Below are 25154 nucleotides of genomic sequence, written 5' to 3'. Positions count from 1 at the left end.
TGATTACATCGAAATGTTTTATAACAGTAAGCGTCGGCATGGTTCCAGCGATCAGATGTCACCGACAGAATATGAAAACCAGTATTATCAACGGCTAGGAAGTGTCTAGATTATCCGTGGCGATTCAGATGGCTACTCACCGAGTGATATCAAAGAAATCATAGCATTACATCAAAAAAGGTACACATACAAAAATGAAGAATCTAGGCGTCTGGATTAAAGCTATAGCGCTATTCATATTATGCTTAGCGTTATCGTCAACCGATAAACAGGTTTATACCCTGCTTGAGCAGGCATCGGCAGGGGTGATCGGCTCAATTCTTGGAGGGATTACTGCAGGGATCTCTGTAATTTTTGGCATTCTGGCGGTCATCAATAAGGGGCAAAAACGCTCAAGTTTTACAAGTTACTTGGGAAGTTTAGAAGCTGATCTGAAATTACTTGTGATCTGTTTAGGCGCAACAATTTTTTTGCCGTACCTTCGAAATTATGACTTACCTCTAATAAATTATCCCAAGCATGAGTTGATTCCTTCTAAGGATAAGTTATTTACTGCGGCAGAGCTGTTTGCCGTAGTGCTGTCTCTCAATCTCATTGTTGAGGTGATAAGTTGCATGATTTTAGTAGTTAAACAAAGTCTGAAAACGGAAGATTGATAAGGTTTTTTTAATGGTTTTATTTGTAGTTATTTGAATTTTAATGATAAAAATATGGTTGGTTTATCACTAACTACGATTTTTGTGGTCGATCATGATTTTATACAGTGCCTTTAACAATGTCTTTTGCATGTATATATAAGTATATGGATACGAAAATAGAGTTTCATAAGACTTCAAATGATATCTCCTTTTAAGAACATATAGTTATCCCCTAAAGCGTATATACGGAAAATATCTGTCATGGGGGATAAAATGAACGTTACTTCACCCAAAATGCTGGCTCAGGCAGTGAGGAATGCTCGCAAGCAATGTAAGCTGACTCAACGCGAAACTGCAGAAAGTATAGGCATGAAACAATCAACGGTTTCAGAGTTTGTGAATCATCCTGAGGGGATCCGCATAGGTACGCTCTTTATGCTGCTTGCCGCTCTGGACCTTAAGCTTCAGGTCGTAAGCCGTAGGGGCGAACATAAATCGTCTGATAGCTGGGACCAGCAGTGGTGAACTGTGGAACCAGTAAGCTTTACTGATTCAATTCCTGCACCAACCTAGTATTGATATACAGCTTTTCGCGACCAACGCTCATTTCTTCCAGCATGCCTATATCTACCAACTGTTTGAGGTATGCTGATGCCGTCTGGCGTTTAGCGATACCTCGTTCAACAAGGTTATCGATCCGGCAATACGGTTGCGCATAGAGCACTTGGATGAGTTCATAGGTATAAATTTTTGGCAGCTTCTCACGTACATACTCGGTCGTTTCTGCCATCAATGCCCGAACGACCGCAATCTTGTCAGTCGTCCATCGAGACGTGTTTTCTACGGCCTCCAGCATAAATAATATCCACGATTCCCAGTCTCCTTCCTCTGTTACCCTACGCAATAGCGTGTAGTAATCACTACGTCTCTCCAGGATAAAGCGTGACAGGTACAGGATAGGCAGTGAAAGCAATTCATTTTGAATCAAGTAAAGAATATTCAGGATACGGCCTGTTCGCCCATTCCCATCCGGAAAAGGGTGGATGCACTCAAACTGATAGTGCGCAATAGCCATTTTCACTAATGGATCTAAATCATCATCGCCATGTATGAACTGTTCCCAGTTCGCCAATAAGTTACGAATAGTATCTTCACCCACCGGGGGCGTATACACCACGCTGTTATTCTGATCGCGCAGTACCGTGCCCGGTGTTTTTCTTATATCGGTCTGAACTGCGCGTAATTTGGTACAGATAGCGATTGCGGTGTTTGTGCAAAGTGGATAGGTCTCAAGATGGGTATAACCATCATAAAGTGCCGTACGATAGAGCAATGCTTCTTTGGTTGCTGGATCTGCTCCGTCTGCACGATCAGCATACTGAAAGAGCTGATCGCTGGTCGTTACGATGTTCTCAATGCGTGAGGAATCTTTCGCTTCCAGCATCGGGAGAATGTTAATCAACAATCCCTGATCGGGGATCAACTCACCCGCCGTTTTCAGCTCTGCAATTGCCGCGCGCGCATTTATACACGCTTTTAGTACATTACGTGTTTCTATCTGCTGCAGATCAGGCGGCAGCTTTGGCAGAGCGTTGTAAGGGGCTTCGGGATTCCAGTTCATATGTTTATAAAAACCGATTTCATCGACATATAGACATCATATGTCGATGCTATAAGCATGTCACGGCATCATGTTTAAAAAATCGTGTTTTATCGATATATCGCCGTAACGTGTCGATGGCATAAACATGTTTTGGCTATATGTTTAAAAAAATGCTTTTTATCGACATATCCTCAGACGCTTGGCGCAGACTATCTGGATTTGCCTGGGAAGAGACTTCACTATCTGAGATGTATTGACCTTTAAATGAGGTCTCTCGGCAACCTTGCAACTGCAAAAAATGCCCCTATTTCATGGCTAATTAACCGCTAAATTCTAGCCATGGAGGAAACTACCGATGTTACCCCGGACACACCGCCAGCTCGTAAGTGTTGAAGTGATGTGGCCTGCCCAGACGCTACCGCTTCCTCTGCAACAGGTAGTCGAAGCATTGAATCAGGGCGAAACGCCCGATCAGATTATTATCCGCATGAACCAACAGGGCCTGCTGGCGTGGCGTGAGGATGCATCCGCGCAGGATACACACGATATCTTTCAGATACGGCTGGACAATCAGCATGAGGCGCGGTTTCTCTGCCGCTGCACTGATGCCCGTATCCCGCGCGAAATTGAAGAGTGCTGTTTATCTCCGGATAAATTAATATGCTATAAAATAAAGAGTTAGCATATGTCGTTTCAGGGATGATGAGTTGTAAATGAAGAAGAAACTGCCAGACCAGCTTTCCAGGGAATGCATTATTGCGGCTATGCGCGCCTATGATGAAGGTGTACCCCACCAGTTCAGCGAGTCCCGGCTGTATGATGTGGTCTTTGCAGGGCGCAGTTATCCACCGAAAGCGATAGTCGGTATTGCTGCTTTAAATATGACAGGCGTTGAGTTTTCCCCTGAAGATTTTAGTGGTGGTATCAAGTCGAAATGCGTCAAGTTGCTTACCGATCAAGGGTTTCAGATCGTTGAGAAAAATTTGGGTAACGAGCAACCTGCCATCAGTATTTTTCCTGATGAACTGCCGCCGCAGAGCGTATTTAATGAAGGTGCAGCTACGCAGGTAACGGTTAACCGCTATGAACGCGACCGTAAGGCCCGACAGGCCGCATTAGCCTGGCATGGTTGTCTGTGCAGAGTATGTGGTATTGATATGATGAAGGTGTATGGTGAGATAGCAAAAGGTTTTATCCATATACATCACCTGATTCCGCTATCAGACATCAAAGAGAATTACTCTCTGGATCCCAAAAAAGATCTTATTCCCGTCTGCCCTAATTGCCATGCCATGTTACATCGACGTAATCCGCCTTTTTCGCCTGAAGAATTGAAATCAATTATTGAATATCATTCGGCTCTTTAGGTATTTAAGCCCATTCGCTGTAGCTCGGTGGAAGAGAGTATTTTGATATAACTTGCTATTCGCGTAGCAGCTTAAGCCACGGATTATTCATCTGCACTTTCTCTCCAAGCACCAGCCCAGGATCCTCCATCAGAAACCCTTTCAACTGACTACTTTTCTTTTGTGGCGCACAAACCTCGCAGGTCCAGATAAAACTGTCATCATTACAGCGCAGGGCCAGCCCTGACTCCTGAAACATTCGTTGCGCCAGTTTCCAGCCGTCGCCGGTATCGCCTGTAGTTTCTGCTGCGTATGTCTTAAAGATCCCCGGCGAAATCAAGAAAAGATGGTTTTCCACCACATGTACCTTGCCGTTCCGGGTATTCACCGTGCCTGAAGGGCTGGTGTGGTTCTTCAGCCACTGCAGGAAGTTGTTATTGTCACCAAGCCTCGGGTCGTCTGCTATCTCCGGCAGCGGTTGAGTCGGTGTGTTAAGTTCAGGGGCGGGTTCGGCTTCACTTACCGGTGTCACATCACCGGCAAAACAGGCGGGACGTCGTTCGCCTGGCTCCCAGATTGCAGATGGTGTCAGGCGCAGCAGCGTCAGCGGTTCAACGGGCGACCAACCTTTATCCGATCGGATAATGCAGCGCCAGATTGCTTTATCTTCGTTGGCAACGATAAGCTGATGCGTCAGCAGTTCGTCAAACAGGCGGTTATTGTTTTCCGGCACGCTGGATACGCCATGCTTGAGCAGCCAGGCGCGGACCCGGTCGGCGGTGGTTTTGCTGATAAGCCACAGCGCATCCTCCGTCAGCCAGCCATCTGATCCGCATTCGGGATTATTGAGTCGGTACTCGTTCTGTACTAGTGACCGTAAGGCTGTAAGAAGCTGCTGGGGGAAGGACGAGGGCTTTTGCGCCAGCGCGGTTTTGATATTGCCACCGAGGTATCGGGCGACAGAGGCTTTATCGGCCTGCTGTACCAGTTCCGCCAGCTCGCCAGCCCGTTCGTAGTGTCCGGTGATCTGATAAATCAGGGACGCAAAAGCCGGCGGGTATCCGGCCAGCCAGTCCAGTAATGGCGAGGGTATCAACTGATTAATCAGCATTGCGCCAGCCGCCGGATGCAGATGATAGTCGCGACCGTGGCTCTCGTACTGCCAGCGATAAGGCTGCACCAGATTACCCTGCCACGGATGCCAACGGGTGCCATCACGTTGATGAATCTCCATATCCACGGAGATTTTTCCCGTATCGTGCAGCAATGCTGCGCAGACTACCGTGACCGTCCATGCGCTGGCCTGTCGGGCCTGTTCTTCCGCACCCGCTTCTGGTGGCAACAGGTAACCCTGGCGCAGTCGGATGGCGTTGCAGGCAACCTCCAGCGAATGATCCAGTAGCCCACCGTGAATGGAATGGTGATGACTTTGTGAGGCGGGTAGCAGCTGTACCAACGCGGCGAGGCGATGAATCGCCGTGAGGATCCAGCTATCATATAGGGTATCCGGCAGCGGGGTCAGTTGCCGTAACTGCTGCAAACAAGACTGGCGTAACGGTGTTGCCAGCAATCGCTCTGCGGATTGTGGCGCAAACCAACCCTCCGGCAGCGTAGCGTCTGGTGCAGGTGGCTGGCTCTGGGATGGTCTTTGTAGCCACTTCAGCATATTTCTCCTTTTCGGGCAGGCCCCTTTGCCCTTGTCGGCCTTCCTTTGCAGTGTCTCCCTTTGGGCCTTTTACATTTTTATTAGTAAAAACTGTATGCTCTCATGTGTATATCTGGCGGTGTATTTCTGGCCGACGAGGAAAAGTGACCGACGTATTGTCGGCCACTTTAAAACTACCACCAGGCATAAAACATCAACCTGTCTCGCTCAAAATCAAACGTCTCCAACGTCTCCTTCACCCAGAGAGTGACGGCGCGGACATCTTTCCAGTAGTGCTCTCCATAATCGGTATAACCATAGAAAAAGCCATCAATCGTGGGATAAACCGCGCCGCAGTTATCCGGCGTCAGGCTCTGTAGGTCGCTCAGAAGCGCCTGCAAATTTGCTTTGGTGACTTCTAACAGCACCTGGTTGCGCACCAGCCCGACGTGTTTATCCACCCACTTAAGCAGCGGATTCACCTTGCGGAAATAACCCACTCTGGCGTACTGGCTTTCATCGGGCGCGTTTTTTGCCCGTTCGAAAAAGAAGAGATCGAGTCCCATATATCACTCCAGAAAAAAGGGGAGCAACTCCCCGACAGGGAAGGCTCCCCGTGCGGGTGGGCTGTCAGGCGCTAAGCTGACAGGGTTGTGGTACAGCGTTGAGCAGCCATTCACTGGCGTGGCGCGCCATACCGCTGGCACGGATCACTGCCCGTTTGTCCTGGTGCAAGATATCCAGCCAGTAGCCGATATAGCTGGCGTGCTGGAGCCTACCCTGAATGCCGCAATGGGCACACAGGAAGGCGCTACCCATCTCCGCCACTAATTCTTCAGCGGCGTAGAGCGCTTCGGTGCGTTCCGCTCCGACGATACCGGGGCGGTTCAGGCGTGAAGCGTGACCAGTGGCGTGCGTCAGTTCATGCAGCAGCGTGGCGTAGTACGCCTCGCTGCTTTCAAACTGCTGCGGGTGCGGCATCATCACCAGGTCGGTCGCGGGTTTGTAATACGCTTTCGACTGGCGGCGATGGCGCAGCGTCACGCCGCTGTTCATCGTAATGGCTTCGGCCATCTCCACAGGTTCTGCGGGCCGGGTAAACGGCTCGGACAGCGACTGCGGCAGGCCGTCGCACTGCGACAGGTTAAACAGCCGAAATTCACGAATGATCCCGAAATGCCGCACCTTCGGCTCGCCGTCTTTATCCAGCAACGGCTGGCCGAGTGCATCGGTCTCTTCCTGTGTGCGTGGCAGATACAACACCGCCAGAGAGGATTTCTCCCCCCGGCGCACCAGCCCGCCGAGCGCGCTGACCTGATGGAACGTCAGCCAGCGGTCGCTGGCGAAGCTCTGCTTGTCGGCGCTGTTCCACAGCAGCGGCACGTTGATGCCGTGATACGGTCGACCGGATAACGCATTGATTGGGAACGGCGGCTCGCCATCGCGCCACGGGCGGATCCACGGCACATTGCCGTTTTCCAGCTCAGTAATAATCTGGTCGGTGACTTTCTGGTAGATATCGTTGCTTCTGTCCATTGTGCGATCCTCATGGAAGAAGCCGGAGCTGCCTCCGTCCGGAAGCGACTCCGGCGGGGAGAGGTTATGCCTGTTCAGCCATCGAGACCTGCACATAGTGGCCGTGATAGTTGAGCGACAGCGGTAATGCGACAGGGACTTTCATATCGCCCTGCGGCGGCTGGCAGTAGATCGTAAAGGTGACTTTCTTGCGGGATGCCCCGGCGGTGCGCAGGGTCAGCAGTACGGCGAGCAACAGATTGCCCAGCCGTTCTTCCACCTGCTGCGGGTCGGCGGGAAATTCCACAGCGGATTGCCAGACATCAGGGGCGATAACCACCGGCATTAACGACGGTTTTTTATCGAAAAGCGACATGGTGTTTCTCCTGTAAATGAACAGGGAACACCCTTCGCAGGGCGTTTCCCTGCGGGATGGAATGGTACGGGTATCCTGCGCATCTGCGCCGTTCGCGCCTTCCGGATACATGGCGAACTTACTGCATGGCTGGCGGTAGTGTTTTCTGCGCGGGTGATAAAAGGGAGGGGAAAATCATTACTGGGGCTGAAGAGTTTTGTCGTTCCTGAAATGTGAACGCAGGCAGATTGATGCGCACGCATCGCTCAAAAAATGATCTTTTTCAGGCGGATACTGAAATCAGAAAAGCATATGACCTTGAACAGTAAACACAATGACTGGAGGGATATGCTAATGAACCGACAAGATATAAACGCATTGAAGAATTTTGATTTTCTGGCGCGCAGTTTTGCCCGTATGCACGCCTTGGGCCAGCCAGTGGATATCGATGCCGTGACCGGTAATATGAGTGATGAACAGCAAGCATGGTTCCGGGAGCGATACGACCACTACCGAAAGCAGGCTGAGCGGGCGAGAGTGATAGAACTGCGGTGATGTAACGAACAACGGGCTTAACGGCCCGTTGCGTTTTTTCAGGCTTTGAAAATCTGTTTTCGGTGCCAGCCAACATACTGTTCAGCAGGCCACTGCGTTTTGTCATAAGGAAGGAATAGCTGCTGGCCGTCCCGGTGCCAGAACAGATGGTCTACCACCGGACTACGACTGACGCCGCCGGAGATGCGGATGGTCATACTCTCATCCAGTCCGAACGCCCCCATATCAAACGCGTCATGGTGTAATGTACAGAGCGCCAGGCCATTATTTACCACGCACGGACCACCGTACGCTTTCCAGTGAATATGCGCCGCTTCAATACCAACCAGCGCGCCATCGAGTCTGAGATCGTAACCACAGAACGCGCACCGTGAGTGGTAAGCGCGAAGAACGATATCCCTGAAACGCGGATCGCGGTTCCTGGAGCGATCGATAAAATCGAATCCCAGTTGGTTGGCCAGGATCCGCTGAATACTTTCCGGGAAGCGATCGGTGAGGATCTTCTGGGCCAACTGGTCGATCATCTCAGGGTGTGCCAGCAATTGCTGGTAAGCCGCTTCATCGAAGCCGCCCGTCACCTGGTTATCAATCAGTTCTTTCTTTGTCGGCTGAGTATTGCCCTTGCGCGGTTTGCAACCTTCTGCGTGAGCGATCTCCCAGAAGCCGTCTGTTCGCAGCCGCCAGAATGGCATGTTGGGATAGTCGGTGCGTCGCTTGGGGCCAAACTCTTTCAGCAGGCGAGTAAGCGGTTCGTGGATCTCGAGGCCATAGTTAAACAGGCGTGAATGGCCTGCTTTGTACTGCGACAATACATACAACAGCAGTAGCGGTTTATGCGGCGCGCATACGTCACCCTGACGCCAGACAGAGACGTTAGAGATGGCGGATTGCAGCGTTTCTGGAGAGATCATAAGAATGAACCGGGTAACAGGCTGATGTTATTGCGATCATGCTCGCAAAATGCCGGTGACTCAAGCCCCGTTCATCACACCGTCAGTACGAAATCTTCAGGGAATGCGTGTTTTACTGACGATCATCTTCCCGACCTGTTCGCCAGCGCTGCGGATATCGCCGACCGCGCTGCCCATCACCCCGGCGACTGTTGCGCCGATCCTGACGCCTGCCCACGTCAGTGCGCCCAGCCAGAATGCGGGTAACACCAGGAACATCACGCCCATAATAATATTCACAATCAGATCGTCGGAGGTGTTTTGCAGGCCCCAGAGGTTGAAGTACGAGTGGGTGTCGCTGTCGTACATCATCTGCATCAGCCAGTTATCCAGCCAGCGCGCCAGTTCCCACCAGAAGGTGAGAAAGAACAGGGCGAACTGCACAAAGCTCAGCGTGATGACCGTTTTAAGATCCCATGCCGAGAACAACAGAATTATCGGAATACAAATCACCAGCGCCATTTCGAGGAACGCCTGCACCATCGGCAGCGCCTGGCGGACGTTATCAAACGCCGGAAAAAGAGCGTAGCTCGAAAGCCCCGCGCCGATGATCCCACCGACGCGACTTAGCAACTGCGTCTGGCTGAGGTTATCTCCCGCACTCCCACCAAATCCGTTATACACCAGCCCGCCCTGTGACACCTGCATATTGCGCGGGCTCACCAGCGAGCGCAATACCGCTTCTTCGTACTCGTCTTTCGACTGCCCCAGTTTTTGCAGCCGTTGCCAGAGCGTGGTATCGACCTGCTTCAGCAGCCGATTTTTCAGCCCCGCCTCACCATCGGACCACCACTCCTTACATGCTGGATAGCCTCCGCCACCCGTATCGCTCAGACCGTCGTCGCGGCTGGCGTCATATGGCCAGGCGGCGCGCGGTGAACGGGAATGATCGTGGTCGTAATAGCCCGGCGTGGAGAGGTAAAAAGACGATCCCACCCAGTCCACTTCCCGGCTTTGCTCCTCACTGATATCGCTGCCGAGCTTTTTCAGCCGTGCGCGCGACGGTCCATAGCAGTCGTTAACGAAATCCTGTAGCTCCTGCGCCAGCGCCGGATCGGCAATCCGGGTGTGCTGCACTTCAAAGCGCAACTGGCGCAGGTCCGGCTTGCAGGGCAGAACCGCGACGGCGGCGCTGGTGATGCCTTTACCCAGTGCATGCGTGAAGTACCACCACACCGGAACGGAAGCGCTCTTGCCGCTGAGTTCGTTGATGAGCGGCGCATAGCCGGAATCACCGGGCTGTACCACCGACCAGCCGCACTGCTTGGTGCGCTGGCTGTCGTAGGTGAGGGTATTGATATCAACATTGAGGAACGGCACACCCGCAAAGAGGATCACCAGCAGGGCGCTGTAGAGCGAGTGCTCCACCCAGACGACCAGCAGGCGGGTGACGTTGCCTTCATCCGCCCCCTGGCCGCGCGCCTTCAGCCACAGGGCGACCAGTTTTGCCAGAAGGGGCAGGGCGAACAGCCCGGTGGCGGTCAGCGTCTGCCACACGCCGTTGTTCACCAGCCAGCCGAGCAGGGTGAGCACATACTCGAAATAGCTGTTGGCGGTCATCGCGGGCTGTCCGGCCGCGGGTTATTCAATTGATGTATGCGGCGGTCATTGTCGTCCGGCACTTCCACCGCCTGGCCCTGAAGCTGGTCGCGTTGCTGTTTGCGTTGCAGGATAAGGCTTGCGGTATTGCGCGTCAGCGCCTGGCGGAAATCGAGTTCCAGTTTAAGCTGGTTCAGTTCTTCATCCAGTTGGGCGGTGGTTTTGCCTAAGCTCTCCTGCGCTTCTTTGACGTTGGCGATATTGGGTTCGCGCATGCCCGCGAGCAGCGTGCGCCGGGCCAGCAGCGCCTGTTCGGTAACGCGGGCCAGCGCCAGCTCTCCCGTCAGCCGTTCGGTGAGGACGGCAACATCCGGATCGTCGCGTAGCGCCTCGACCACGCCGCGGGTCAGTTGCATGGATCCGCCGGAGGCTTTCGCCAGATTATCGGAGCCGGGTTTCTGACTGCCATTAACCAGATCTGTCAGGAGGGGCAGGATCTTCGCCTTTTCTTCGTCGATCAGCGGATGCAGTCCGATCCCCGCCTGTGCGCCGGAGCGTGCATCCGGATCGTCGGTGACCTGCGCTACGCTGATAGTCTGCTCGCCGACCACGCGGGTCATCCATCCGGCGGCCTCTTCAGGGGATGTCCAGGTGCGACAAAGTTCCCCGTCACATTCGGAGGCGGTAAGAGACGTGGTGCTGGTGGCGGGCTGCTGGTTGAGAATATTCCAGCCTGCGACGGTGGCGTCATGGACTACCTTGATTGGCGGCTGGCCTTTGCCGCCGCGCTTTTCGCCGCCCATCCAGCGCTTACCCTTTTCGGCGGCCTCTTTTGCCGCTTTCTGGTCGGTGCGGATGGCGTCATTATCGCTGGCGGCGAGGGACTGGTAATTCTCCGCTTTGGCTCCGGAAAACCAGGCGGAGTCTGTCGCTAAATCGGTCATCTTCTCCGCCATTTTCTGGCAGTTCAGCAGCGACTTATCAAAATCCAGCCGTCCCTGCAGCACGCCGTTGGTCAGCAGATCATAAAGCTGCGGATTGGCGCGCTGGATAATCATCGCGGGCAGGCTGGCAACCGCGCCGGTGGCACTCTGGATAACGTTACCCATCAGTTGCTGGAAGCCGTCGGTGATGCCGTTTAGCTGGTTGCGCACCGTGGTGTCGATATCGAAATTGCCGCACATCATATCGGCGTTCCAGCCAAGACCTAAGCTAAGCGGCGAGGGGCTGCGGCGTACGGGCGGCGGCATGACGGCTTCACCGCCGCCAATCTGGTAGTAAAGCAGGTCGTCAACCGCGCCTCGCGTGCGGAAGCTGTAGTTGTCTGCCGCCACGCAAACCCAGGCGAAAAACAGTAAGACCAGGCAAAGGACTCTCATCACCGCCTCCGTTAACCCGTACTGCCGAGAAAGGTTTGCCCCCGGCGCGGACAGCATTTATAGGGCCGCCACAGTGTCCAGGCGTACGCGCCATCCTCCGCGAGTTTGTCGGCGTAGGTGTCGGTGGTGCTGCCATCCGGAAACACCGAACAGGCGGCGGATTTTTTCGGCGTGAGCATCTGCCAGCGATGGTTATCGCTGTCGCCTTCGATAACCGGGGAGGGCGGCCAGTACCCGGCGCGCGATGAGGCGGTCAGCGGCGTGTAGATATGCGGTTGCCCGGTACGCGTCACCAGATCGGCCACGCGCTGGGCGATAACGGCGGCGGCTTTATAGTCGTGCGTCTGGCTGATGGCTCCGGCGCGCGGGTAGAGATTGCCCCACATATCGCCGTTCTGACCGACTTCCCGCATGCCCGGCGTCAGCGCCTCCGGCCAGGTCATTTCCGGCACACCGCTGCGCCATGCCAGCGTATCGAGTTGACTCAGAAAGTACGGTTGAAAAGGCTGCGATGAAGGTGAGCAGATATAGCCAAACTGGGTGAAAAATTTTGCCAGTTCATCGCCTGCCGGGAAGCCGATGGCATCGGCATTCCTAAAGCGGATCTTGCTGTGCTGGCTGGCAGAACGAGGATTCGTATCGCCGCCGCCTTCGGCAACACCGGGCAACGGTGGGCTGAGTAACGACATCTCCGTCCACGGACTTTGCCCGGTGTTGCTGTAAGCCGACACCACCAGATCCGGACGGAAATGACTGACCTTCACCGACGTACGCACCGTACAGCCGAACGGCGTGCAGTACAACCAGTAGCACAGGCCGACAACCCGGTAGTTCACGCAGTCCGGCGACAGGGCAGAAGCGGCAATTTCCGGCGTGGTAATGGCTCTGAGCGGGAAAGCGGCGCACAGCATCAGGAGCAACAGAAGAGAAGAGCGGTCTGGCATAACGCCTCCGGCAACAGAGTTTTCTTCTGCCGGGTGTAGCGCAATGCTCATTCGATCACTGCTGAAAACTGGAACCAGCCTGTGAAAATTGTTGAGTCTGTCATCAACCTTTGCCGGGCTTTCTGGTGTTATTCTGTGGTTCAGGCCGGGCTACGAAAGTGGTTCCGGCCTGTTTTTTTCTTCATTTTTTATTGTGTTTAAGGAGCAAAGCTTATGCCAGTAAAACGAAAACATCTGACCCGCCATGAAGTGGGGCAGATACTGCTTGCAGCGGACAGAGGGATCCATTTTGAGCGTGATTACTGCCTGATTCAGATGTGTTTTTTACACGGTCTGCGGGTCAGTGAACTGTGTGGAATGCGCCTGTCGGATATCGATTTGGTCGGTGGTTCGGTGTATGTCAGGCGGCTCAAAAATAGCCTGTCAACACAGCATCCGCTGTTCGATGCCGAATTGCCCGCATTGATGCGTTGGTTAACCGTGCGCCGTCGCTGGCGGGATGCTGACTCTGACTGGCTTTTCCTGTCGCAGAAAGGGGGGCCGCTGTCGCGCCATCAGGTCCGGTTATTGCTCAGACGTTACGGCGAACTGGGCGGCGTCAGTATTTCAGCGCATCCCCATATGCTGAGACACGGATGCGGTTACGCGCTGGCGGATTTAGGGCGTGATACACGTCTGATACAGGATTACCTAGGGCACCGGAACATCCGGCATACGGTGATTTATACGGCGACAAATACGCAGAGGTTTATGAATGTTTGGGGCAGTGTGAAAGAAAACCACACATTTAGTGCCAGAATGTAAAGTAGTATCAGAAAAATTTAGCAAAGTGTCAAAATTTTTCTGAGACCCCTTTTGATAACGGATTATCTCTCTGTTTTTAAATAAAAATAAAACGTAGCAGATACATGATGTTCCTCTGGCCCTTGCTGGCAACGTGCTTTAGAGGTTCACGTTGCCAGTATTCATTCGCTCACCGCTTTACTGTTTTATGCCATTCTGCAAGCTCAGTTCCTCTCCCGATGGCATTTTATTTCTCATTCTCTTCTTCCACATCATTTTCTCCTGAACTCACCACTCTGGCACTAACGGGAAAGTCTAACGCAGATTTTTTCACCGCCAGAGTGATGCGGGGCCGAGTCCCGAATGTTCTTTCATCAAGGAGAAACACATGAAAAAAACGATGTTAAGCGCGTGTTTTATGCTGGCGGCGGCTAATGCCATGGCTGCCGACGGTACCATCCATTTCACCGGTAGCATTACTGACCAGACCTGCAAGATCGACACTGGCTCCCAGAATCTACCGGTGAACCTCGGCAATGTTGCCCAGACCGCCCTTAACGGGGCGAAGGGGATGAGAGCGGCGCCAACGCAATTTACCATCAACGTGAGCGAGTGCCCGGAAACGGTCACTGGTGCAAATGTGAAATTTGACGGGACATCCGATAACAATGACCAGAGCCTGCTGGCGCTGGACAGTGGCACGGGCATCGCCACCGGGGTCGGGATCCAGATCGCAGATAAAAACGGCACGGCCATCCCACTGCACTCCGCTTCATCCGACTACACCCTCGCAGAAGGCGCAAACGCGCTCGACTTTGTCGCCCGCTATGTCTCCACAGGCCCGACGGTCACCACCGGTACAGCAAACGGTACCTCTGAGTTCACCATCATTTACAAATAACGCTGTGCCGTCGCGGGGCGCATTCTCCTCCTCCTGGCCATGCGCCGCCGCATAACAGGGAGCGTTTCGCAGGGATGCGTATTTTTCGTCCGGAGATAACAAGATGAACAGGTATGCAGACATTTTGCTGGCGCTATTGCTGGCCGTATTTACCGTGCAGGCACAGGCCGGGATTGTCATTGGCGGGACACGGATCATTTATAACGGCGACAAAAAAGAGACCTCCGCTTCTATACGTAACCCCGACAGATCCGGCGTCTGGCTGGTGCAGAGCTGGGTGGACAGTGGCGTGAAAGGCAGCAAAACACCGTTTATCGTGACGCCGCCATTGTTTCGCATTAATCCAGGCGAAGAGAACATCCTGCGCATTGTGCGCACTGGAGGGAGCCTGCCTGAAGATCGGGAATCGGTGTTCTGGCTGAACGTGAAGTCCATTCCCGCCACCGACGACAGCGTGCCGCATAACAACGTTCTGCAGGTGGTGGTGAAATCCCGCCTGAAGATCTTTTATCGTCCGGCTGGGCTGGAGGGACAACCGGAGACGGCATACCACCACTTATCTGTTGCCCGCAGCGGCAACCGACTCACCGTCAGTAATCCGACGCCTTACTACATCACGCTTTTCACTCTGAAGGTGGACGGGCAGGAGATCAAAGAGGCCGATATGGTACCGCCGAAGGGCAGTGTCAGCTTCACGATGCCATCGGCCACGGTGTCCACGGTGACCTGGCAGTCGATCAGTGATTACGGCGGCGTCAGTCAGACCGAAAGCCGTAAGCTCTGAAGGAGGGAATATGAATAACCCGAATTCCCGACTGATGATCTTCCTGCTGGCGCTGTTGCTGATTATGGTGCTGCTATTGGGTTATCTGCGTCATGCGGAAGCTCGCGAGACCTTCAATACCCACGCGCTGGAGCTGGACAGTCCGGGCCAGGCGGTCGTTGACTTATCCGCTTTTTCCGAAGCCGATGGCCAGCTACCGGGCACTTACCGGGTGACGGTGTATGTCAACGGCGAGCAGCAGGGCGAGGCGCAGGATATTGCCTTTGTTGCCGGGTCAGATAAAAAACTCACCGCACAGTTAACCTCGGCGATGCTGAAAGCCTGGGGCGTGAACACCGCCGCGTTTCCTGCGCTTGCCGCACTGCCAGCGGACAAACCGCTGGAGGATATCGACCGCTATATTCCGATGGCTTCCAGCGAACTGCGTTTCAGTAAACTGCAACTGAACCTCAGTATCCCGCAGGCGGCGATGAGCACCACTGCGCGAGGCTGGGTGGATCCGTCCGAATGGGACGAGGGCGTACCTGCCGCGCTGCTGAACTATAACCTCAGCGGCAGCAATACCTGGCGCGACGGGGAAAATGGCTCCGATGATAACTACTACGCCAACCTGCAGAGCGGGCTGAACCTCGGCGCGTGGCGGCTGCGCAACTATTCCACCTGGAATTACGACGAGGATAACGGCAGCCACTGGGATTCGGTGAACACGTATCTTCAGCGGGATATCCAGCGCCTGCAGGGGCAACTTACGCTCGGCGACAGCTATACCCCGTCGGACATCTTCGACAGCGTGCAGTTTCGCGGCGCGCAACTGGCCTCCGACGACAATATGCTGCCGGACAGTCTGCGCGGGTTTGCCCCGATCATCCGCGGTATTGCCCAGTCGAATGCCCAGGTCACTATTAAGCAGAATGGTTACACCATCTATCAGAGCTACGTCGCACCGGGGGCCTTCGCCATCAGCGATCTCTACCCGACATCGGGCAGCGGCGATCTGGAGGTAACGATTAAAGAAGCCGACGGCAGCGAGCGAACCTTTATTCAGCCATTCTCTGCGGTACCGATTATGCAGCGTGAAGGCCGTCTGAAGTATGCCCTCACTGCCGGGAAATACCGCAGCGGCAACAGCGACAGCGATGAGCCTGAGTTTGGCCAGATAACGGCAATTTACGGCCTGTCGCACGCCATCACGATTTATGGCGGCACGCTGTACTCGGAGGACTATCAGTCCGGGGCGGCGGGTCTGGGGTTTGGTCTCGGCGAGCTGGGTTCGGTTTCCGCCGATATCACCGCTGCACACACCACCCTTAATAACGATGAAACTCACGACGGCCAGTCGTACCGGGTGCAGTACTCAAAAGATTTTCAGGCCACCGATACCAGCTTCACCCTGGCGGCGTACCGCTATTCCACGGAAGGGTTCTATACCTTCCAGGAAGCGAACGACTTACGCTCGGACAGCGATGATGGCTGGCGGCTGACGTACAACAAGCGGCAGAAACTCCAGCTCGATCTCACCCAGAGTATCGGCAGCTACGGCTCGTTCTTTGTCTCCGGCTACCAGCAGGATTACTGGCATGAGGACGGTTACGAGCGCACCCTCAGCACCGGCTGGAACGGCAATATCAACGGTATCAGCTACAGCGTTTCCTACAGCTACAGCGATTACCCGGACAGCACCCAACCTGCCGACCAGCAGCTGGCGTTCAGCATCCAGGTTCCTCTCAGCCGCTTTATGCCGAACGCGTGGGCCAGCTACAGCGTCAACACCGCGAAGCACGGCGACACCCGCCAGCAGGTGGGCCTCAATGGGACGGCGCTTGCCGATAACAACCTCAGCTACAGCCTCCAGCAGAGCTACACCAACCATGGTGTGGGCGGCTCCGGCAATATCAACGCCGACTACAAAGGCGGGCAGGGGGAAATCACCGGCGGCTACAACTATGACGACGACACGCAGCAGGTGAATTATGGCCTGAAAGGGGGGATTGTCGTCCATCCGCATGGCATCACGCTTTCCCAGCCGCTCGGTGACTCACTTGCCATCGTGAAAGCGCCCGGCGCGGACGACGCGAAGGTGCAGAACAACACCGGGGTCTATACCGACTGGCGCGGCTATGCGGTCGTGCCGTACGTCAACGCCTACCGGAAAAACCGCATCGCACTGGATACCAGCACGCTCGGCGATGGAGTTGATATCGACACCGCCGTGCAGACGGTGACGCCAACGCAGGGCGCAGTGGTAATGGCGGACTTCAACACCCGCGTCGGACGGCGCGTACTGATGACGCTGCTTTACCGTGGGCTGCCGGTGCCGTTCGGCGCTCAGGCGAAAATGAAGGAGGGCGGCAGCGGTATCGTTGGCGATGACGGACAGGTATACCTGACGGGCGTCCCGGATGAAGGTGATATCACGGTGAACTGGAACGGAAAACAGCAGTGCGTGGCGCATTACCGGCTACCGGAGAATGCCGCAAACGCGCCGGTAACGGAAACTGAACAGGAGTGCCGGGAATGAAAGGATTATTAAAATCAGGCTGCCTATTGCTGGCATTATGGCTGGTTGCTTTTGGCGCACAGGCCTCATGCCAGTTTGCTAATGGCGTGACATCGGAGATCTCTGGTTATCTCAGCTTTGGCAATGTGGCGGTGCAGCGGGATTCTGCGGTGGGTAGTGTTATCGCCACGGCCACCACGGGGGCGTATAACGGCGGCAATAACATTGCGGGGTGCAGTGAAGCATGGACCTACCGCTGGGAGCTGAGTAAATGGGGAACGCTGAGCACGCTGGGGGGGAATATCTATAACACTAATGTTCCAGGGGTTGGTATCCGGCTGACGAACAGCTCTTCCGGTAAAGTGCTTCCCTATGACCAGAGCGCGGGCGCAAATACTTATATTTTTATTGGTGGAAACGGCATCAAAGCGGAGTTAATCAAAACGGGCGATATTACCGGGGGAACCCTGGATACCGGTATGCTGGCGCGGGCCTCAGTGGCAAATCAGTTCTATTTTGCCAATGCCACCCTGAATGGCACCAATACCATTACCTCTGAATCCTGTTCTGTCACCACCAACCCGGTTAATGTCCCTCTGGGCGACCATGACAAAAGTGAGTTCAACGGTCCGGGTACTGCAACAGCCTGGCAGACATTCAATATCAATCTGAGTTGTATTCAGGGCGCGCGAATTAATGTGCGTATTGACGCCACCGCAGATAATGACGCAGGCGTACCCGGCGTCATTAAACTCGACAGCGATCCCGTTAATGCCAGCGGTGTCGGCGTTCAGGTCTGGTATCGCTATGAAGACAGCCCGGTACAGTTCGGCCAGGAGCGGTATTACTACACCTCGCCATCAGGTGGTAACGAATATGTTCAGCTTCAGGCGCGCTATTACCAGACTACGCAGAGCATCACGGCCGGGAAGGCGAACGCCACGGCGACGTTTACGTTGACGTATAAATAGCTACCTGAACAATTTTAAAGGTTTTAGACTAACCCTCTGTTTATCAGGGAAGATGATAATGTCCCAATATTGGTGGAAAGATCTTTTTGATCGCAATAATAACTGGCAGGGTCTAGAGCTGACACTCAAGAGCAGCCAGAGGACCGACGTGGCAATGGAAATGCTAAGTGGTCGTTATGGGCGGATGGCGCTGCAGGTCTCCGGGAAGACATTATTCTGGGCATCAATGTTGAAAGATCATTCCGGAGTTTGGTTGGTGTTTAATGCCGATCATTCCGCTTGCCAGACATTATTACCGGCTGTCACATCTGAAGATATTGAGGGTATTAAAAGCAAAGGCGAACGGGCCTGGACAGGTGAATGGTGTCGCTATTTTTCCCGGCAATTAATGAATGCGCAAGTGCCTCTTCTGTCTCCTCGCCGATGGCTGATAAGGCCGATGGAGGCCAAATATTCATTACCAAAATTTTCCGGACAGCGTGTTCCTGTAAATAGCTGGCGTTTTGATGCCCCAGAAAGCAGCGGGAATATCGGCTGTAGCTGGACGCTCTACGGCGAAGATTTTCCTGATTTGGTCAATCCTGACAAAGTCAGATTAGTGGATTGGTGGTGGGGAGGTAGCCTGCTACTTGGGCGTTATCCGATACAACCTGATGCCGGAAGGTTGAAATGGTGGCGTAAAAAATGCCGTGAGGGTGCGCTGCCTCCAGTACTTGTCTGGTATATAGCAGGGCTGGGATCATTTGTTATTCTTGATGGTCATTATCGTTTACAGGCAGCGACTGCAGAAGAAATTCCACCTTCATTTCTGGTTCTCAGCGAATTGCAGGAACGGGATTTTGCTAACGATCAAGACCATCGTGCCCGTATTGTCCGGGCTCTAGAACAGCAGCTAAAAAATCCTAAGTGCAAAATCGATGGTGTAAATCAGACGCTGATTAATCTTTATGATACACGTTATCTTTATGCCTCAACCCATAGCCGCGCGACGCTTGGCGAAGGAACGCGTTGGGCACTGGAGGTGGAAAGCTATCTGCAACGGCTTCAGTTGGAAGACTATCGGGACAGGATACTTAATGGTGTTAACGATGAATGTTGAATTAAGGATAACAAATGGCGGCATTCTTTAGGGAATACAGAGATACCCTTCTCGCCTTTACTGGAATTATTATCGCGCTGCTTTCCCTGTGGTTTACCTGGTCGCAAAGCCAGGAGCAAATAAAGCATAACCATATTTCTGTTGAGCCGCGGATGAACGCTTATTTTTCAAATGACGGGCGGGCGAACAAATCGGGTATTTACATCATCAATAATGGAATGGGAACTGCATTTGTCTCTGCTATATCTGCAACGGTCAATGGCAAAAAAGTTGAACCTGTTGCCGGGAATATTTTTGTCGGAGCAGTGCAGGCGCTAGGCCTGGATATCCAGTGCTTTGTGATTGGCGGACCCAGACCTAATGATTCATTTAAAGTTGGTGAGGAGATTTTCTTAATTGAAGCAAGGGGGACTGACGAGCGCTGCTCAGGCGATTCACTTATCCTTCGGTCTGCGGCTTTAGACTCTGCCCGCCTGGATTTTGTCCTGGATATTGAATCAATATACGGGGACAGATTCCGGTATGTTTATTCTCAGAATAAACAAATTAAGCGTGATTAAACGGGCTTGCGGATACCAGCTTCCCTGCTGGCCGACTATTTTAATGACACTGGTTTTTGACTCTCGAGACTCTGGTGTATCGCCTCACAAATCCGGCTTACCGCCAGCCCGTCTTCGGCGGTGACCGGGTAGGGGGCTTTATGTCTGACCGCCCGCACAAAATCATTGATGGGGTCGATACCAAAGCCGCTGGCAACGCCGTTGCGGTAGTTGATGAAATAGCTGTTGGGCGTGAGCGTCATGGCCGGCGTGGTGATTTCCAGCCCGCGATGCTGTGAAGTACTGCGGATATAGGTTGCCTCGCAGAGAATGTCGATGCGCCCGTCGTTGTCCTTCGGAAAGCCCTCCGGCAGCACCCATGAGTTTTCCACCACCCACGAACTGCCGTCGGCCATTGTCAGCAGACTCTGCACGCTGTCAAAGGTGTCGAGGCCACTTTCGACCATCAGCCTCTTCTGCCCGACGGCGTACACCGACACCACTTCCTGACCGGAAAAATGGCGCACAAGGTCAAAGCAGTGTGAGCCGAGAAACCACACCGGGGAGCTTGCGCCCGCCCAGTTCAGCCACTCTGTCGGCACGCTAATCACGTCGTCCATACTGATATGCCCGCGCAGGATGCGCCCGGCTTCCGGCTTCTCCAGTTCGGCCTTAATGCGCATCACCGCCGGGTCCCAGCGTTTGTGGAAATCGACGCCGACCAGCAGGTCCCGCTGCTGCGCCATCTCCACGATAAGCTCGCACTCGCGTACTGAGGTGGCGAGCGGCTTTTCCGCCAGCACATGCTTGCCGTGGCGCAGGGCGGTGAGGATGGATTCGGTGTGGTAAGGGTCCGGCGTCGCCACCGAGACCACGTCGATGGCTTCCTCTTCCAGCAGCGTTTCCAGCCGGGTATAACCCATCACGCCACAGGCCATGGCAAGGTCGTCGCAGCGCTCTGTGTCGGTGTCGCAGATGGCGACCAGTACCGTATCCGGGTTATGGCGGTACGCATTCATATGGTGTTTACCGTAGATACCCGCGCCGACCACGGCGGCTCTGATTTTGTTCATCATTGAGTCCTCAGAATAAGCCCAGGGAAAACAGCCAGCCGACTATTACCGCAAGCGGTCCGGTCAGTTGTCTCGACAGCAGAAACGCGGGGACGCCCTTCGCTATGGTCTCCGGCTTCGCCTCCTGCATGGAAAGACCGACCGGGACAAAGTCGCAGCCGACCTGCACGTTAATGGCAAACAGCGCGGGCAGGGCGAAGGCCGGGGATATCGCGCCTGCGCCAATCTGCGTGCCTATCATCACGCCAATCACCTGCGAGATGGCCGCGCCTGGCCCGAGCACCGGGGAGAGGAAGGGTATGCCGCAGATGAGCGACAGCAGCACCAGTCCCCACAGCGAGTTCGCCAGCGGCGTCAGGGCATGGGCAATCAGGCTGCCGAGCGCGGTCTCCTGCACCAGCGCAATCAGCAATGAGACAAAGGCCATAAACGGGATAACGTTACGCAGCGACACGTCCACTGCCTCACGGCTGGCGGCGAACAGCAGGGCGATAACGTGGCCGACGGCTGTACCTGTCTTTTCAACCATGCGTACCAGTTTTCCGCGCCACGTGCAGGTGGTGGCGTGCTGATAACCCGTGGTGCAGCGACAGGCACGGACTCCGGTTCACCGTCCGGCACTTCGGCGGTGTCCACCAGAACCAGCTGCTCCGTCGTCACGCCGGAGACGTAGTTATCCTCGCTAATAAAGTGTGCCAGTGGCCCGGCGCGCCAGGTGGGGAGCACGTTGATGGTCGGGATGCCCTTCTGCGGATACAGGCCGCAGCGCAGGGACCCGGCGCAGTTAATCACCACGCACAGAATGTCGTTATCCGGCGGAATGTCTGAGAAGCCGTTAACGATTTCCGATTCGGTGAGTGCGCCGATTTCTATCGCGACGGGATGGATTTCCCGCCCGGTCAGTGACAGCACCTTTTTACCGCTCCCGACGGGCAGCCACAGCCCTTTACCGTAACCGCCGGGACCGGGTGGAATCAGTACCGTATTCATGGACGGCCCTCCTCAATCACCAGGTTACCGTGGAGGTCACGCAGATTTGGCACCGGGCCGGAGAGATGAACCGCGCCGACGTGGCAGGGATTCAGGTCACCATTGAACACCAGCGTCAGGTGGCCGAGTTCAAACAGCGCCTGCTGTGCTCCCTTGCCAACGGCAGTCACCAGATAGTCGTGCCCCGCCAGCATCAGCCGGTCGCCGGGGAGTATCATCAGGCTCTCTTCCCGGAACGACGGCTCCAGCGACAGCGAGTAATCGAGGCAGTCCTTCGGCCCGTTGCTGTCGAAGGTGATGAGCATCTTGTCGGTGAGACCATCAGCGACGAACAGCCCGATAGCAGTAATACGTGCACAGTAAATCATCATGGCGCATTCCCCCGTTTGCTGAGCCGCAGGAACAGGTACTCGGTGATAATCCCGCGGATTAAACCAATCAGAATGGCGGCAGCGATATAGCGCAGTGCCAGCGAGGTGACGGGCAGGCCGAGTGCCTTAACCCCGGCGGCGACGCCGAGCCAGACAAACAGCTCTGAGGGCACCACATGGGGAAACAGGCTGGTGAGGGGATGGGCGGTGGTGCCGAGTGCATCCTCATAGCCGGGCTTGCTCTTCTCAGGTAAGAGTTTGCCGAGGGTCAGTGCGCCGGGGCTGCTCATAAAGAACCAGCCGAGCACTGGCAGCACGCCGTAGGTGAGGATGCGCGAGCGGCCGAGCAGGGCGACGACTTTCTCCATTCGTACGGTGCCGACCAGCTTCATCAGGAAGTTGATGGCCAGCAACAGGCAGATGAGCATTGGGATTAGCCCGGTCATCATGTCGAGGAAGATTTTGCCTGCGGCCTGGAACAGGTGGATAAAGCCTTCAGCCAGGGAGACCAGAAACATGGCGGCCTCCTGTACTCAGTGCGATGGTGCATGGTTGTGGTTCGGTGTGCATAAACAACTCTCCTGTCAGGTATCGTTGGTTAATGCGTCCTGCCACTCACAGCGCGGGTCGTTATGTCCCGGAGTTGTCGGTTGTTGTCATGGGGTGAAGCGGTTTACGGGGTTCACGTTTGTTACTGGAATTGAGGTAACGACCGGGCCAGATTTCTGATGGATGCATGTCGAGCGCGATGGCAATCAGCCACTCGCTTTTCGGCCATGGGCGCGTCAGGGTATTCGACAGCGTTGACGAGGCCAGTCCCGCTTCCCGCGACAGTTTCGCCAGACTGGTACCGCGCTTGTGTAAGGCGGCAACGATGTCGGCGGGGTGCCAGTCTTTTTTAGTCATTTCGTTTACCTTCTTGTGTTACAAAGCTGATTAAATATCCTATTTTGGGATATTTTGTAAATGGCTGATATTCGATTTTGGGATATTAATCGAGTTTTATGAATGTCATCTATTTATTCTGATGAATATCAGTTAGTTATAAAGTTACTGCGCTCTGCAAGAATTGGTCGGGGGATTACTCAATCTCAACTGGCTAAATCGCTGGGCAAACCCCAGTCATTCGTTGCAAAGGTGGAGAATGGCGAACGTCGTTTGGATGTGATTGAATTTGCAGCTATTGCACGCCTGCTTTCGCTTGATCCCGCAGAAATACTGAATGCAGTTATGAAGTAATTTGCTTGGATTATTATCCTGTTTTGGGATAATGACAAGGCCACCGGATAGTCAGTCTTAACATAGAGTTGAGGCTGCCGGGATGACTTCTATCTACTCAAATGACTACCAGATGGTGATTAAAGCTCTTCGGGATGCGCGGATTGCTTGTGGCCTTACTCAGCAGGAGGTTGCCAGTGCTTTCGGAAGGCCGCAGTCATTTATCGCAAAGGTAGAGAGTGGAGAGAGACGACTAGATGTCGTTGAATTTGTGCTTTTTTGTAGAACGGTAAATATTGAACCAGGCAGTATTTTGGGTAAGTTGTGAAAACCTGCCGGCCATTGGGGTACCAATTGTATGGATAGTTGCAATTCACTTAGGAAAATCTGAGAGTTATTAAGAGTTTTAGTTATTATTGATGAGTAAGTGGTAGTATGTGTATCAATCAGTATCAAAAGAATGTATACGTATAAATTAAAGTTATTATGTAATAGTTGAATGGGCTTAACTAGGGCTGTTTGCTTATATTTTTGTTTGGTGCGTATGTTTGAACTTATTTTTTAATCCAAAAGAGGTTTGTAAGCGGCATAGCTTATGCAACAATAAAATGTTCTAACAAAGTTATTATAACTTTGATCTGAAGCGATTCTTATTAATTAACAGGTCAACACGATTAAATGAAGAGAGTGGCTTTATAAATAAAAACCACTCTTTTCCCTTTATTACCTTAATAAATCTTCGAGTCTGTATTTGTACTGATCATTCTTACTTTTTGAATAGAATGTATTAAGTCCAGAGGTCTCTGTGTCGTTGTTATAGACCTGAATGTTAATATTGTCATCATTAATTATATGCAAGTGATTCGCATGATTTTTTGCTCGTGGATATACCCGCCATGATACAAAATCATTAGATATTTTATGGCTTCCATTTTCAGTTAAAAAGTACAAAGAGCCATCATTTATTTCCATAATTGTTCCACAACCAGATGTTCTGACTTTTAATAAAGTGAGAGCATCTATGTCGAAATTTAATTCTTTTTTATTGCCTGATATCTTGTTGTGGATTAATAAATGATTATCACCTTTAATCAGAAAGTCACAATCACCACTCGACCAGCCATATTTATATGTATTCTCTAAGTTTAAAGATGTTGGCTTTTCATTTAGAATTTGAGTAATGTATTTCCTATAGATTGACTTTGAAATATTATCTTGATCTTTATTGTTTTCGTCGAAGTTGTTAAATAGGTTAATTTTTAGGGCTTCATGTTGTTTGTCTGAGTTTATATCATTTTGACTAATAACGTTTTGAAATTTCTTAATTACAAATTCCTGAGAATTGATAAATAACAAATCATTCATCCAGTCAATATCAATGCAACTACTTCTTGAAATTTGTTGTTCCCTTGGGTTTTTGGGAGTGAAATAAGAACATGACGTAAATACACCTTCATTC

General features: G+C 53.2%; 28 protein-coding genes and 2 pseudogenes. 15 read left to right on the top strand and 15 right to left on the bottom strand.

Going from position 1 to position 25154, the window contains the following annotated elements:
- The 3 genes from C3451_RS22355 to C3451_RS22345 form a co-directional block, all read left to right on the top strand.
- Positions 1-109: IS3 family transposase (locus C3451_RS22355; protein ID WP_131023897.1), on the top strand; the 109-nt coding region annotated here is incomplete at its 5' end.
- An 85-nt stretch (positions 110-194) separates the two neighbouring features.
- Complete coding sequence (locus tag C3451_RS22350; protein WP_047459333.1) at positions 195-656, top strand: hypothetical protein; 462 nt, start codon at positions 195-197, stop codon at positions 654-656.
- 351 nt (positions 657-1007) lie between these two features.
- On the top strand, positions 1008-1163 hold the full coding sequence (locus C3451_RS22345; protein ID WP_341349323.1) for a hypothetical protein: 156 nt from the start codon (positions 1008-1010) through the stop codon (positions 1161-1163).
- A gap of 19 nt (positions 1164-1182) precedes the next feature.
- On the opposite strand, the gene C3451_RS22340 is transcribed toward C3451_RS22345, so the two are convergent.
- Positions 1183-2259 (bottom strand): Fic family protein, encoded by a 1077-nt coding sequence (locus C3451_RS22340; RefSeq protein ID WP_047050428.1) that lies wholly within the window; start codon positions 2257-2259, stop codon positions 1183-1185.
- Between the two features lie 337 nt (positions 2260-2596).
- Here C3451_RS22340 and C3451_RS22335 point away from each other — a divergent pair.
- Together C3451_RS22335 and C3451_RS22330 are read left to right on the top strand one after the other, a co-directional pair.
- Positions 2597-2839, top strand: a pseudogene (locus tag C3451_RS22335) (hypothetical protein); the annotation flags it as partial.
- Between the two features lie 115 nt (positions 2840-2954).
- A complete protein-coding gene (locus C3451_RS22330; RefSeq protein WP_047050432.1) occupies positions 2955-3608 on the top strand; it encodes an HNH endonuclease in 654 nt (217 codons plus the stop codon).
- 55 nt (positions 3609-3663) lie between these two features.
- On the opposite strand, the gene mobH is transcribed toward C3451_RS22330, so the two are convergent.
- The 4 genes from mobH to C3451_RS22310 all read right to left on the bottom strand — a co-directional run bounded on the left by mobH (position 3664) and on the right by C3451_RS22310 (position 7123).
- On the bottom strand, positions 3664-5253 hold the full coding sequence (mobH, locus tag C3451_RS22325; protein WP_063851113.1) for a MobH family relaxase: 1590 nt from the start codon (positions 5251-5253) through the stop codon (positions 3664-3666).
- Between the two features lie 173 nt (positions 5254-5426).
- Positions 5427-5798: a hypothetical protein gene (locus C3451_RS22320; protein ID WP_063851112.1), complete on the bottom strand. Its 372-nt coding sequence runs from the start codon at positions 5796-5798 to the stop codon at positions 5427-5429.
- A gap of 64 nt (positions 5799-5862) precedes the next feature.
- Positions 5863-6768 carry a zincin-like metallopeptidase domain-containing protein gene (locus tag C3451_RS22315; RefSeq protein ID WP_124304415.1) on the bottom strand — a complete coding sequence of 302 codons (906 nt, stop codon included), beginning with the start codon at positions 6766-6768 and terminating at the stop codon, positions 5863-5865.
- 64 nt (positions 6769-6832) lie between these two features.
- Positions 6833-7123 carry a hypothetical protein gene (locus C3451_RS22310; RefSeq protein WP_025713656.1) on the bottom strand — a complete coding sequence of 97 codons (291 nt, stop codon included), beginning with the start codon at positions 7121-7123 and terminating at the stop codon, positions 6833-6835.
- A 333-nt stretch (positions 7124-7456) separates the two neighbouring features.
- Between C3451_RS22310 and glgS the strand changes: the two genes are divergently transcribed.
- The gene (gene glgS / locus C3451_RS22305) at positions 7457-7657 is read left to right on the top strand and encodes a cell surface composition regulator GlgS (RefSeq protein ID WP_001561269.1); all 201 of its coding nucleotides are present in this window, start codon (positions 7457-7459) and stop codon (positions 7655-7657) included.
- Positions 7658-7695: 38 nt separating this feature from the next.
- On the opposite strand, the gene C3451_RS22300 is transcribed toward glgS, so the two are convergent.
- From C3451_RS22300 to C3451_RS22285, 4 genes are all read right to left on the bottom strand, one after another.
- Positions 7696-8568, bottom strand: a complete 873-nt coding sequence (locus C3451_RS22300; protein WP_063851110.1) for a phosphorothioated DNA-binding restriction endonuclease — start codon at positions 8566-8568, stop codon at positions 7696-7698.
- A 96-nt stretch (positions 8569-8664) separates the two neighbouring features.
- Positions 8665-10167, bottom strand: coding sequence for a conjugal transfer protein TraG N-terminal domain-containing protein (locus tag C3451_RS22295; RefSeq protein WP_063851109.1), 1503 nt, complete (start codon positions 10165-10167; stop codon positions 8665-8667).
- The gene (locus C3451_RS22290) at positions 10164-11525 is read right to left on the bottom strand and encodes an integrating conjugative element protein (protein ID WP_063851108.1); all 1362 of its coding nucleotides are present in this window, start codon (positions 11523-11525) and stop codon (positions 10164-10166) included. The genes C3451_RS22295 and C3451_RS22290 overlap by 4 nt, the downstream gene beginning before the upstream one ends.
- Before the next feature lie 11 nt (positions 11526-11536).
- Positions 11537-12469, bottom strand: coding sequence for a TIGR03756 family integrating conjugative element protein (locus C3451_RS22285; protein ID WP_063851114.1), 933 nt, complete (start codon positions 12467-12469; stop codon positions 11537-11539).
- A gap of 213 nt (positions 12470-12682) precedes the next feature.
- On the opposite strand from C3451_RS22285, the gene C3451_RS22280 reads away from it, so the two are divergent.
- The 7 genes from C3451_RS22280 to C3451_RS22250 all read left to right on the top strand — a co-directional run bounded on the left by C3451_RS22280 (position 12683) and on the right by C3451_RS22250 (position 20064).
- Positions 12683-13273, top strand: coding sequence for a tyrosine-type DNA invertase (locus C3451_RS22280; protein ID WP_025713660.1), 591 nt, complete (start codon positions 12683-12685; stop codon positions 13271-13273).
- A 367-nt stretch (positions 13274-13640) separates the two neighbouring features.
- The gene (locus C3451_RS22275) at positions 13641-14153 is read left to right on the top strand and encodes a fimbrial protein (RefSeq protein WP_063851107.1); all 513 of its coding nucleotides are present in this window, start codon (positions 13641-13643) and stop codon (positions 14151-14153) included.
- 103 nt (positions 14154-14256) lie between these two features.
- A complete protein-coding gene (locus C3451_RS22270) occupies positions 14257-14937 on the top strand; it encodes a molecular chaperone (protein WP_063851106.1) in 681 nt (226 codons plus the stop codon).
- Between the two features lie 10 nt (positions 14938-14947).
- A complete protein-coding gene (locus C3451_RS22265; protein WP_063851105.1) occupies positions 14948-17455 on the top strand; it encodes a fimbria/pilus outer membrane usher protein in 2508 nt (835 codons plus the stop codon).
- Complete coding sequence (locus C3451_RS22260) at positions 17452-18405, top strand: fimbrial protein (RefSeq protein WP_063851104.1); 954 nt, start codon at positions 17452-17454, stop codon at positions 18403-18405. Before C3451_RS22265 ends, C3451_RS22260 begins: the two co-directional genes overlap by 4 nt.
- A gap of 58 nt (positions 18406-18463) precedes the next feature.
- On the top strand, positions 18464-19504 hold the full coding sequence (locus C3451_RS22255; protein WP_063851103.1) for a ParB/Srx family N-terminal domain-containing protein: 1041 nt from the start codon (positions 18464-18466) through the stop codon (positions 19502-19504).
- A gap of 14 nt (positions 19505-19518) precedes the next feature.
- A complete protein-coding gene (locus C3451_RS22250) occupies positions 19519-20064 on the top strand; it encodes a hypothetical protein (protein WP_061382781.1) in 546 nt (181 codons plus the stop codon).
- 35 nt (positions 20065-20099) lie between these two features.
- On the opposite strand, the gene C3451_RS22245 is transcribed toward C3451_RS22250, so the two are convergent.
- The 5 genes and pseudogenes from C3451_RS22245 to C3451_RS22225 all read right to left on the bottom strand — a co-directional run bounded on the left by C3451_RS22245 (position 20100) and on the right by C3451_RS22225 (position 23383).
- Positions 20100-21116, bottom strand: a complete 1017-nt coding sequence (locus tag C3451_RS22245; protein WP_063851102.1) for a Gfo/Idh/MocA family oxidoreductase — start codon at positions 21114-21116, stop codon at positions 20100-20102.
- A gap of 10 nt (positions 21117-21126) precedes the next feature.
- A pseudogene (locus C3451_RS22240) lies at positions 21127-22106 on the bottom strand (PTS glucitol/sorbitol transporter subunit IIB).
- On the bottom strand, positions 22103-22477 hold the full coding sequence (locus C3451_RS22235) for a PTS glucitol/sorbitol transporter subunit IIA (RefSeq protein WP_047723067.1): 375 nt from the start codon (positions 22475-22477) through the stop codon (positions 22103-22105). The pseudogene C3451_RS22240 and the gene C3451_RS22235 overlap by 4 nt, the downstream one beginning before the upstream one ends.
- Complete coding sequence (locus C3451_RS22230; RefSeq protein WP_063851101.1) at positions 22474-22995, bottom strand: PTS glucitol/sorbitol transporter subunit IIC; 522 nt, start codon at positions 22993-22995, stop codon at positions 22474-22476. Before C3451_RS22230 ends, C3451_RS22235 begins: the two co-directional genes overlap by 4 nt.
- A gap of 112 nt (positions 22996-23107) precedes the next feature.
- The gene (locus C3451_RS22225; protein WP_063851100.1) at positions 23108-23383 is read right to left on the bottom strand and encodes a transcriptional regulator; all 276 of its coding nucleotides are present in this window, start codon (positions 23381-23383) and stop codon (positions 23108-23110) included.
- A 102-nt stretch (positions 23384-23485) separates the two neighbouring features.
- Here C3451_RS22225 and C3451_RS22220 point away from each other — a divergent pair, with 102 nt between their 5' ends.
- Positions 23486-23716, top strand: coding sequence for a helix-turn-helix transcriptional regulator (locus C3451_RS22220; protein ID WP_045330659.1), 231 nt, complete (start codon positions 23486-23488; stop codon positions 23714-23716).
- Between the two features lie 82 nt (positions 23717-23798).
- Positions 23799-24023: a helix-turn-helix transcriptional regulator gene (locus tag C3451_RS22215; protein WP_045330656.1), complete on the top strand. Its 225-nt coding sequence runs from the start codon at positions 23799-23801 to the stop codon at positions 24021-24023.
- A 395-nt stretch (positions 24024-24418) separates the two neighbouring features.
- On the opposite strand, the gene C3451_RS24385 is transcribed toward C3451_RS22215, so the two are convergent.
- Positions 24419-25154, bottom strand: a 736-nt coding sequence (locus tag C3451_RS24385) for a hypothetical protein (RefSeq protein ID WP_192894891.1), incomplete at its 5' end; no start/stop codon positions are given.

The organism is Enterobacter sp. 301B (assembly GCF_003850715.1).
GTDB lineage: Bacteria > Pseudomonadota > Gammaproteobacteria > Enterobacterales > Enterobacteriaceae > Enterobacter > Enterobacter intestinihominis.
This window is presented reverse-complemented; position numbering and strand designations above follow the sequence as displayed.